The 12,079-nt window shown below is 37.5% G+C and carries 4 protein-coding genes and 1 tRNA gene; all 5 read left to right on the forward strand.

Features of this window, described 5'->3' with window-relative positions:
• Positions 1-101 precede the first annotated feature (101 nt).
• The 5 genes from VK161_RS03660 to VK161_RS03680 all read left to right on the forward strand — a co-directional run bounded on the left by VK161_RS03660 (position 102) and on the right by VK161_RS03680 (position 12,006).
• Complete coding sequence (locus VK161_RS03660; protein WP_324213402.1) at positions 102-3,920, forward strand: tail fiber domain-containing protein; 3,819 nt, start codon at positions 102-104, stop codon at positions 3,918-3,920.
• A gap of 246 nt (positions 3,921-4,166) precedes the next feature.
• The gene (locus VK161_RS03665) at positions 4,167-5,093 is read left to right on the forward strand and encodes a DUF58 domain-containing protein (RefSeq protein WP_324213403.1); all 927 of its coding nucleotides are present in this window, start codon (positions 4,167-4,169) and stop codon (positions 5,091-5,093) included.
• Positions 5,094-5,179: 86 nt separating this feature from the next.
• Positions 5,180-5,253 (forward strand) — tRNA-Asp (locus VK161_RS03670).
• Between the two features lie 533 nt (positions 5,254-5,786).
• Complete coding sequence (locus VK161_RS03675; RefSeq protein WP_324213404.1) at positions 5,787-8,792, forward strand: T9SS type A sorting domain-containing protein; 3,006 nt, start codon at positions 5,787-5,789, stop codon at positions 8,790-8,792.
• Positions 8,793-8,856: 64 nt separating this feature from the next.
• Positions 8,857-12,006: a DUF7619 domain-containing protein gene (locus VK161_RS03680; RefSeq protein ID WP_324213405.1), complete on the forward strand. Its 3,150-nt coding sequence runs from the start codon at positions 8,857-8,859 to the stop codon at positions 12,004-12,006.
• Positions 12,007-12,079: the final 73 nt, after the last annotated feature.

Consider the following 12,079-nt stretch of genomic DNA (forward strand, 5'->3'; position numbering starts at 1 on the left):
GTTTCATTCAGTTGTCTGTCTATTTAAATTGTCGTTCGTCTATTAGCACTTTCAATAATAGGAATTAAATACCAATTTTGATAGTCTTAAAAGAAAAGAAAATGAAAAAGATTACTTTGATTGTTAGTTGTTTGGCTTTTTTTGAATTGGGTTTTTCGCAAGTCGGAATCAACACTACTTTACCCGATGCACAATTGGATGTTCGTTCGAGCAACCAAGCAACACCCAACAACACCGACGGATTACTCATTCCGAAAATGGATGCCTTTCCCGCCACCAATCCAACGGTTGCTCAACAAGGAATAATGGTGTATTTGACCACAGACACCACATTTTCAGGCAACCCGAAAACCATCGGATTTTACTATTGGGACAATGTCAGCTCCGATTGGATTTCGGTAGGAAATAATCAAACTTCGGGTTGGTCAATCAATGGAAATTCAGGAATTAATGCGGCGACTCATTTTATGGGAACCATCAATAATGCCAATGTAGTTTTTAAACGAAACAATGTCTTTTCAGGATTATTAAGTGTAAGTAATTCTTCGTTTGGTGTGAATGCTTTTAATGCTTCCTCATCGGGAATTCAAATAGCTGCTTTTGGAAGCGGATCACTTACAGCCAATACTACTGGAAGTTTTAACTCAGCGTACGGATATAATTCGTTAGCCTTTAATACAACAGGAAGTAATAATGTTGCTTTTGGGAATTCAGCACTTTTGTTCAATACAACTGGAGCTGGGAATTCTGCTTTTGGGTCACAGTCAATGTCTTCCAATTCAACAGGCTTCTTCAATTCTGCTTTTGGGCGAAATGCTCTACTTTCAAATACCACAGGCGGTAATAATTCGGCATTTGGAGTTTTTGCGTTAGAATTGAATACAACAGGAGGTTTAAACAGTGCATTTGGGAATATCGCTTTAGGAAATAATTCAACAGGTTTAGCAAATGCCGCTTTTGGTAATGCCGCTTTGTATTCTAACACAACGGGTCAGTATAATTCTGCTTTTGGAATTTTCTCGTTGAATGCTACAACAACAAATAGTGGTTTGTCTGCTTTTGGCTACAGTGCATTAGAAGACAACACAAGTGGAGGTCAAAATGCAGCGTTCGGTTATTCAGCATTACAGAGTAATACAACAGGGAGTAACAACTCGTCTTTTGGATATAATTCACTAAACGACAATACCGTTGGTGGATTCAATTCGGCTTTCGGAACCAACGCTTTGGCCTCTAATATTTCGGCAAACAGTAACTCGGCTTTTGGTTATTTGGCGCTTTTTTCAAATACGACAGGAGCTCAAAATACGGCTTCAGGTGCTTTCTCCATGCAGAATAATTCTACAGGAAGTTTTAACAGTTCGTATGGCGCAGCTTCTTTGAATTCAAATACAGGAGGAAGTAATAATTCTGCTTTTGGTTACGCTTCATTGAGTGCCAATACAACGGGTACTTTTAATTCGGCCTTCGGATTGTCGTCATTATTCTCTAATACGACAGGAATTAATAATTCTGCCTTTGGTGCGAATTCAATGCGATTGAATACTACAGGAAATAATAATACGGCTTTCGGACATGAATCAATGTATACCAACAGCACCGGAATCAGTAATTCGGCGTTTGGAAAATCAGCTTTGTATTTGAACACCACGGGAAATAATAATACCGCTTTCGGTTTAAATACTTTATTTACCAACTCAACTGGGTTCAATAATACCGCTATTGGTTCATTAGCTTTAGAGAATAATACAATAGGAAATCAGAACATTGCCATAGGTGTTTCTAGTATGCGTTCTAATACTACTGGCGTAAATAATTCATCTTTAGGAATAGGATCGCTGTACACAAACAGTACAGGTTCTAGTAATATAGCGATTGGAAGTTTCGCTTTATATAGCAACACAGCAAGTAGTAATATAGCTATTGGATCTAACGCAATGTATAACACTACCACGGGCACTGTTAATGTTGCTGTTGGAAATTCGAGTATGTTTTCTAACACAACAGGAACAGGCAATTCGGCTTTTGGATCTTCTGCTTTGTCCTCAAGTTCTATTGGCAATCAAAACGCTGCTTTTGGGAGTAATTCGTTACAATTCAGTACCGCTGATGGTAATTCAGCTTTTGGGTATGATTCATTGAGGGCGAATACAACCGGAATAAATAATGCTGCATTTGGTCATACAGCTCTGGGTTCCAACACAACAGGAAATAGTAATTCAGCATTTGGAAATTTAGCATTATCATCTTCAACTACTGCCAATGGTTCGTCTGCCTTTGGCTATTCGGCACTTTTAAATAATACAACAGGAGTTGGCAACTCGGCAATGGGTTTTCATTCGTTAGAAACCAATACAACCGGAACGTTGAATAGTGCTTTTGGAATTTACTCACTGTATTTTAATACGACAGGTGACAATAATTCATCTTTCGGAGTGTATTCCATGCAAAATAATGTTACCGGAAACAACAACTCATCCTATGGAACCAATTCGTTATTTTCCAACACAACAGGAAATAACAATTCAGCATTTGGAGTCTTAGCATTGTCTTCTGCAACTACTGTTAGCGGATTATCGGCTTTTGGTTATAGTGCATTAGCCAACAACACTACCGGAATATTTAACTCTGCTTTTGGTAATAATGTATTGGCTGTAAATACTACTGGAAATGACAACTCTGCTTTTGGTAACAATGCATTAACTTCCAATACAACTGGATCTGACAATTCGGCATTTGGACTTGATTCTCTGAATTCAAATACTACTGGAATATGGAATAGTGCCTTTGGAACATTTACTTTAAGCTTTAATACAACAGGTTTTGGTAATTCAGGTTTTGGTTATCTTTCTTTAAATGCTAATACAATAGGCACAAGTAATTCTGCTTTCGGAGGATTTGCATTGTCAGGAAACACTACTGGTTCTTCAAATACAGGTTTTGGAAATAGTACGTTGGTGAGTAACACTACAGGAACGTTTAATTCTGCATTGGGTCAAGCTGCAAATGTGGCATCAGGAAATTTAACCAACGCCACAGCAATTGGTGCTCGAGCTCAAGTAGCCACAAGCAACTCCATGGTGTTAGGCAGTATCAACGGAATAAACGGCGCAACAGCAAGTGTCAATGTAGGCATCGGAACCTCTTCTCCGCAAACACGTTTGGATATTATGGACGAAAATGCGGTCACTTCTTTTGCTACCGATGGGAATTTATTAGTACGAACCAACAATCCGCAAGCAATTGATTTGGGTGGTTCAATTACGTTGGGCGGAATGATTGATGATGGAGCACTTTTACCACGAAATTTCGCTTCCATTGAAGGTAGAAAAACCTCTAGTGTCAACAACAGTAACTCGGGCTATTTGATGTTTAAAACCAATAACGCGGGTACTTTTGGAGAACGCATGCGCATCACTAATGTTGGCGACGTCGGTATCGGAACCGCAACGCCGGGCGGACAATTCGAATTGTCGTTAAACGAAGGCAGAAAACCAGGTTCTAATACTTGGACAATTGTTTCCGATAGCCGCTTAAAAACAGTGGATGGTACTTATACTAAAGGCTTAAACGAAATCATTCAACTGCAACCCATTCGCTATCATTATAAAAATAACGGCGACCGAAAATTTGAGCAAGAAGTGTTGGATACTGAATTTGCTGGCTTCATCGCACAAGAAGTGCAACCGCTTTTTCCCGATGCCGTTCAAGTCGATGAAGACGGTTTTCTGAATTTCAACATGCATTCTATTTTGGTGGCATCCATTAATGCCATTAAAGAGTTGAACGCCAAAATGGAAACGCTGGAAAACAACCAAAACGAAGTCGAACAATTGAAAAAACAAGTCGAATTACAGCAACAAATCAACACCGATTTGCAAGCAAGACTAAAAAAAATAGAAGAAAATTTGAGTAAGTAGTTTTTAGAGTAGTGAAGAAGACCTGATTCCGAAGTTTCGGAATTGGGTCTTTTTTTTTTGAGAAGCACACAATTAGTAATTCTTTGAACCCTTGTCCCGCTTTCCGCTCTATTTTTAACCTTTCAGGTTAAAAGATGCCGCTCCAATCGGGGCTAAAATAGAAATATAGTGCTTTTTTAGACTCTTTTAACTTTTTAATCCATCATTCTTTTACTACATTTGACTCGAGCCAGTAGCGCCGTAATTATGAAGATAGAAGAACAAAAAGAACTCATTTCCGGATTCAAGCATTTAGAATTGTTGGCCAATCAAGTGGTAGAAGGCTTTATTTCGGGTATGCACAAATCGCCTTTTCATGGGTTTTCTGCCGAATTTGCCGAGCATAAAGTGTACAATTCGGGCGAAAGCACCAAACACATCGATTGGAAATTATTCGCCAAAACCGATCGTTTGTACACCAAGCGCTTTGAAGAAGAAACCAATCTGCGTTGCCACTTAATCATCGATAATTCGTCGTCCATGTACTATCCAAAATTGGAGAGTAATCAACCGTTTTACGAAAGTAAAATTGGGTTTTCTATTTTGGCTTCAGCAGTTTTGATGAACTTATTAAAAAAACAACGTGATGCGGTTGGGCTTAGTGTTTTCTCTGACAAATACGAATATTATGCGCCTGAAAAAGGTTCTGATCGTCACCATAGAATGTTGTTGAATATATTAGAAGGCTTGTTGGAAAATCCGAAAGTAGCCAAGCAAACCGACACCATTACGTATTTGCATCAAATTGCCGAAAAAATGCACCGTCGCACGATGATCATCTTGTTTACCGATATGTTTCAAAACGAAGACAACGAAAAATTATTCAACGCTTTACAACATCTAAAACACAACAAACACCGTGTTGTTTTATTCCACGTCATCGATGAAAAACGAGAGCTTTCCTTCGATTTTGATAGCGCACCACGCAAGTTTATTGATGTAGAATCGGGTGAAATTATCAATTTATTTGCCGAAAATGTAAAAGAAGAATATGAAAAGAACATCAAAAAATACTTCAAAAACTTATCGATGACTTGCGCTCAGAACAAAATAAAATACGTTCCTGTCAATGTGGGCGCCGATTTCGAAAAGATTTTAACTACATATCTGGTTGAAAAACAAATGTTTGGTTAGTTGAATTTAATTGCATCAGAAAAAAATCAAAAAAACGTTTGCAAGTATCAAAAATGGATGTATATTTGCAACCGCAATAAAGCAAAGGTTTGGTAGTTCAGTTGGTTAGAATACATGCCTGTCACGCATGGGGTCGCGGGTTCGAGTCCCGTCCAGACCGCTAAATTGGGAAAATAAAAAAAAGCGCTCCACACTAGGAGCGCTTTTTTGCCCAAAAAAGCATTTAAAATTAGTTGTGTTGTTTCGTCCGCCTAGGCGGACAAAGGTTTAGTAGTTAGACCAATGAAAAGCTTTCCACTTTATTGTGGATGGCTTTTTTGCTTTTATGAAAATACCAAAGCGGTGTTGTTTCGTTCTTGAATCAGATCAAATATCTTTTCTTTACACACCTCCAAAAAAATAATTTTGGTAATCTTATAAGGTGTTTTTTGACTTCAATTAATAAATTTAGAGTTTCTAATTTCTTCTTGTATTCTGCTCTTTTTTGGATGAAGTGTTTGTAATTTATTGAAAATTTGTATATTGCATAGCATTTTTGACAAGTGACTTTTTTTCGAATAAAAATTCTGACCCATTTTAATCAGTATACAATCATTGAAAATTAATTCAATTGCCAATGTTTTTTGTAGTTTATGCGAGACATTAGTTAACTGTCAAAAAAATCAAACAAAAACAAAACCAAAAAAAAACGCTATGAAAAAATTATTACTCTTACTATTTTATCTGTCTACTATTCTGACAGCTTCAGCTCAGCTGAATCAACCTTCTCAATTTAATTATATTTGTGATGATAACAATGATGGTATCGCCACGTTTTACATGCAAGAAATTTCATTTGAAATTATCGGCAATGCTCAGGGTTTATCGGTTACTCACCATTTGACTCAAGCAGACGCAGTAAATGGAACAAACGCTTTACCAGTTGCTTTCACCAACACTTCAAATCCACAATTGATTTTTGCTCGAGTAACCAATACTACCACCAATGAGTTTCAAATCATTACCTACAATTTAAACGTAGTTGCTCGTCCTATAGCGATAACACAAACGTTAACAGCTTGTTCCAATAATTTCCAATGTTGGGATTTGACTACAGTTGTACCAAATATTGCTGCTGGATCCAACGCGATTGTACAATTTTACACTACACAATCGGATGCCAATTTCCAGATGAATCCGATAGGAAATCCAAATTGTTACTTTTCTGCTGTGGTACCTCCTACACAACCACCTGTTTTTTATACGGTTGCAAATCCAGATTTCCCAGGTTGTTACTCGGTGGGAGTTGTTGAATTACTATTAGTTGATTGTACAGCAAGTGGTCAACCACAAAGTTTAACAGCTTGTGCAGAAGGAACCGATAATGTTTGTTACGATTTAAGTCAAAACGATGACGACGTAATCGGAACATTAGATCCATCGAATCATACTGTAACTTACCATATATCCGAAGCAGATGCATTAGCTGGAACCAACCCAATAACGGCCAATCCGTATTGTATTGCTCAAGGTTATCAAATGTTGTATTCGAGAATTCAAAGCAACGATGGACAATTTTCAGAAATCAGTTCGTTTGCCTTAAACGGATTTAACTTTGAACACGACTTAACACCATTACAAACTTTGACAGTATGTGATGACAACTTAGACCAAATGGTGATTTTTGATTTGACAACCGCCCAAGCTCAAATCAACACAACCAATGCATTAACGTATTATGCTACATCTACTGATGCTCAAGCGGAACAAAACCCAATTACTAACCCAGCGGCTTATCAATTGAGTGCTTTCCAACCAATGGTTGCTATTTTTATCAGAGAAACGATTGTTGGAGCTTGTGATGTGATTTATTCATTGCCATTACAACCAGTGAGCAATTGTAACTTAGCATCAATTTGTTCTCAAGCCAACTCACTTTGTAATGCTTTGGGTGTTCCTTTTTCCAATACGGTAGGAACTCCTAGCTCAGGACCGACAGGTTGTTTAGGAACTACTCCCAACCCAACTTGGTTTTATTTACCAGTAAGTTCACCTGGTTTAATTAGTTTACAAATAGTGCAAACCACTGCTAGCGGAAGCGGCTTAGATGTAGATTATATTGTTTACGGACCATTTACTGATCCCGTAACTCCATGTAACAGTCCAACGCAACTTTCTTCAAATATTGCTTCATGCAGCTATTCTGCTGCTTTTATAGAAAATCCAGTTATTCAGAATGCACAACCGGGTCAGTATTATCTTTTGATGGTGACTAATTTTAGTAATCAACCCGGACTAATAACCATTTCTGAGTTAAGTAATACGCAAGGAACTATTGCGTGCTCCGGAATTAAATTGAATGCCTTTTTGGATGCAAATAATAACGGTTCTCAAGAAGTTGGTGAACAAAATTTCCCTCTGGGTCAGTTTCAATATGAAATGAACGACAATGGAGTTGTTCACAACATTACTTCTCCCACTGGAGTTTATAATATTTATGATATTGTAGCATCAAATACATATGATGTTAGTTTCTCGGTAAATAGCACTTATGCATCAATGTACAATGTGAGTCCTTCATCATATAGTAATATTAGTGTGGTGATTGGAGCTGGAATGATTACCTATAATTTTCCTGTTACTGTAGTTCAGCCTTATAATGATTTAGGAGTTTCAATTGTAGGATTGAGTGCTCCACGACCAGGATTTGTTTACATGAATAGAATTGTATACACTAACTTAGGTAACCAAAACATAGCCTCTGGAACATTAACCTATACTAAAGACAATAATGTTACAATTACTTCCATTTCACAAGCTGGAACAACTCCAGCAACAGATGGTTTTACCTATAATTTTACCAACTTAAATGCTTTTGAAACCAGAACAATTGATGTTAGTATGTTAGTTCCGCCTGTTCCAACTGTAAACGCTGGAGATTATTTAACAAGTACTGCTTCAATCGAACCTTTAACAGATGATGTAAACACAGGTAATAATTTCAATAGCAATTCACAATTGGTTATCAATGCTTACGATCCAAATGATAAAATGGAAGCTCATGGTGATCGAATTGTTCATTCTTCATTTACACCAAGTGATTATTTGTTTTATACTATTCGTTTTGAGAATACGGGTAACGCAAGTGCTATAAACATTAGAGTGAATGATGTATTAGATGCTAAATTAGATGAAAATAGCCTTCAAATGATAAGTACAAGTCATCCTTATGTTTTAGATCGAGTGGACAACAATGTAACTTGGAAATTTGACAATATTCAATTACCAGTATCCATTGCTAATACGAATGTTGGAAAAGGTTACATCGCATTTAAAATTAAACCAAAAGCAGGTTATGCTATAGGTGATATTATTCCTAACGCAGCTTCAATTTATTTTGATTTTAACCCGCCAATCATTACTAACACCTTTACAACTGAATTCTACGAACCATTAGCCAATCCTGGTTTTGATGCTACTTCATTTACAGTGCATCCAAATCCTTCCAGTGAAATTGTTTTTGTGAGTTTGAATACTTCCTCCGAAGCAATTTCAAAAATTCAGATAATCGATGTATTGGGTAAAATTGTAATGACAACATCTGAAATAAACTCCAATCAAGCTTCAATAGATGTTGATAGCGTTTCTCCTGGAATCTATTTCGTAGAAGTAACTACCGAAAATGGATTAAAAGCAGTGAAAAAATTAATTGTAAAATAAACAAGAAAATTATAGAAAGGCTGAGTAACTAACTCGGCCTTTTTTTCTAAAAAACTCATTAACTATGACTAGAAAATTACTCTTCACCATTTTAGGTGTGTTTTTGACGTCGCTTTTCTCTGGCTATTCTCAAGCTGTAAATTGCGGAGATACATTCACTGATCCAGCTGGACCTAACGCAAATTATGCTGATAATACCGATTATACAGTAACCATTTGCCCAACCAATCCGGGTGAACTTGTAACGGTTACTTTTAGTGAATTTAACACTGAAGCGAATTGGGATGGATTATATGTTTTTAATGGTGATTCAATTGATGATCCTCAAATTGCTAGTACTTATCCTGCAGGGAATGTTCCCGGTGGTTTAGCGGGTTCGTTTTGGGGTACAGTCATTCCTGGCCCATTTACTTCTTCAAGTCCTGATGGATGTCTGACTTTTCGATTCAGAAGTGATAACTCTGTAACACGACCAGGTTGGGTTGCCAGTGTAACTTGTGCTCCGCCACCCACTTGTTCACAACCATTGAGTTTACAAACGTCAAATGTAACCACAACATCAACTACTTTATCTTGGACAAATACAAGTTCGGCGACTCAATGGGAAGTATTGGCGCTTCCTTGTGGTTCGCCAGCACCAACTGCAACCACTACTGGAGTGATTTCAACTACAAATCCGCATGTTTTTACGAATTTGAATTCGTTAACTTGTTATACGTTTTATGTTCGTCACGTTTGTTCGTCAGCTGATTCAAGTCTATGGTCGCAATCATTAAATAGTACAACATTATATGCTCCGCCCAGCTGTGGTGAAACTTTTACAGATATGGGAGGTTTAAATGCCAATTACCCCAATAACAGCGATTCAACCACTACTATTTGTCCTGATAATCCGGGCGATTTAGTCACAGTAACCTTCACCCAATTCAATACAGAAACCAACTGGGATGGTTTGTATGTGTATGATGGGAATTCAATAACTTCACCGCAAATTTCCAGTGGTAATTTACCGGAAAGTGTACCAGGCGGTTTACCTGGTGCCTTTTGGGGAACAACATTACCTGGGCCATTTACTTCTTCTAGTCCTGATGGATGTTTAACCTTCAGATTCAGAAGCGATTCTTCTGTTGTGTTTTCGGGTTGGGAAGCAAATGTAACTTGTGCTCCACCACCAACATGTCCTAGACCGAATGCTTTAGTTTCAACTGCAACAACTACTAATTCAACTACTTTATCGTGGAACAGTAATAGTACCGCTACAACTTGGAATATTTTGGCTTTGCCTTGTGGTTCGCTAGCTCCAACGGCTAGTGCAATGGGTTGGCAAGTGGCCACTACTAATCCTTTTGTTTATAATGGGCTAAATCCGGATACTTGTTATACTTTTTATGTGAGAGGAATCTGCTCTGAAACAGACAGTAGTGCTTGGTCATTTGGGATGAATGTAATTACACTTCAAGTTCCGCCTGCATGTGGAGGACTATTTACAGACAATGGTGGAGCCAATGCCAATTACACCAATAATGCTGATTCAACTGTAACTATTTGTCCTGAAAACTCTAACGGTATAGTTACTGTATCGTTTACTCAATTTGATGTTAATCAGGGTAGTGATGGATTGTATGTTTTTGATGGAAATTCTACTTCTGCACCTCAAATCGCCAGCTCAAATAGTTCAGGAACTGTTCCTGGTGGTTTGTCAGGTCCATTTTGGGGAACGACTATTCCTGGGCCATTTACTTCAACCAGTGTAGACGGCTGTCTAACTTTTCGATTCAGAAGTAACACCAATAATACTGCAACGGGTTGGACGGCTAATGTAACTTGCGGAATCGCACCTGATCGTCTTTTGCTAATTGCTTATTTGGATTCAAATAACAATGGTATTAAAGAAAATACCGAAAGCTATTTCCCTCACGGCAGTTATATCACTCAAATGAACAACTCAGGAATTGATAACTTTATCAATGCATCTACAGGTTATCATTCGCTATTAGACGCAAATCCATCCAACACTTACGATCTTAGTTTTCAGATTAGTTCAGCATACAGCGACTTTTTTTCGACACCAGCGGTAATCAATGAAGACATGAGTATACCATTGGGTAGCGGAACACAGGTTTTTTATTTTCCAGTAACCAGTATTCAACTGTATACGGATGTGTCGGTTTCTATTTTTTCACAAAATCCACCGCGGCCTGCAAATAGTTATGTGAATACTGTTGTTTATACTAATACAGGAATTAGTCATGCATCGGGAACTGTAACATTCACAAAAGATTCTAATGTTACTATTACCGGAATTTCCCAGCCTGGTGCTGTTCCAACTGCCACAGGTTTTACTTATGATTATTCCAATTTGGCTCCTTTTGAAACCCGAAGTATTAATGTAACGATGAGTGTTCCGAGTTTGCCAACGGTTTCTATTGGCGATATTTTGACTAATAGTGCTTCTATTTCTTCTACAGTAGCCGATTTTAATTCGTTCAACAACTTGTTTTCAAATTCTCGAGCTATAGTAGCTGCTTACGATCCGAATGATAAAATGGAGTCACACGGCGGAACTATTTTACATTCAACTTTCACATCAAACGATTATTTGTATTATACCATTCGCTTTGAAAATATTGGAACTGCTGAAGCCAGAACGATTTACATCAACGACATCCTCGATGATCAATTAGATGAAACTACTTTTACTATGCTCAGCTCAAGTCATCCGTATGTGGTCAGTAGAGTTGGAAATCAGTTGAATTGGACGTTTGAAAACATCAATCTTCCCGTTTCCATTCCGAATACAACGGTCGGTAAGGGACAAGTGTTTTTCAAAATCAAACCCGTTGCTGGTTATGAAGTGGGCGATATTATCCCGAATTTTGCAACCATCTTTTTTGAGTCCAATCCAGCAATTGTAACCAATACATTTACTACTGAATTTGTAGAAACCTTGGGTAATCCGGAGTTTGAAACCGACAATTTCATCGTCCATCCAAATCCAGCCAATGATCAATTGAATATTGTTTTAAGTCAAAATTTAGGGAGTATTTCTTCTATCAAGATCATCGATGCATTGGGTAAAACAATACTTACTCAAAAAGGGAATTATTCGAATACACAAACCGTTGATGTCAATTCCATTCAATCGGGAATTTATTTTGTTGAAGTTACAACGGATGCTAATTCAAAAGTCATTAAGAAACTCATCATTAAATAAAGACAAGTTTACTATAAAAGTTTTTTTGCCACGAATTATCGAATTCGATATATTTAAACATTAGATTCAATTC

Origin of the sequence: Flavobacterium sp. (assembly GCF_035299245.1) — a bacterium.
In the GTDB taxonomy this organism is placed as follows: Bacteria; Bacteroidota; Bacteroidia; order Flavobacteriales; family Flavobacteriaceae; genus Flavobacterium.

What these genes read in the sequence shown, in the direction of transcription:
- VK161_RS03660 (WP_324213402.1), top strand. Translation starts at nt 102, where the DNA reads ATGAAAAAGATTACTTTGATTGTTAGTTGTTTGGCTTTTTTTGAATTG.
- VK161_RS03665 (WP_324213403.1), top strand. Translation starts at nt 4,167, where the DNA reads ATGAAGATAGAAGAACAAAAAGAACTCATTTCCGGATTCAAGCATTTA.
- VK161_RS03675 (WP_324213404.1), top strand. Translation starts at nt 5,787, where the DNA reads ATGAAAAAATTATTACTCTTACTATTTTATCTGTCTACTATTCTGACA.
- VK161_RS03680 (WP_324213405.1), top strand. Translation starts at nt 8,857, where the DNA reads ATGACTAGAAAATTACTCTTCACCATTTTAGGTGTGTTTTTGACGTCG.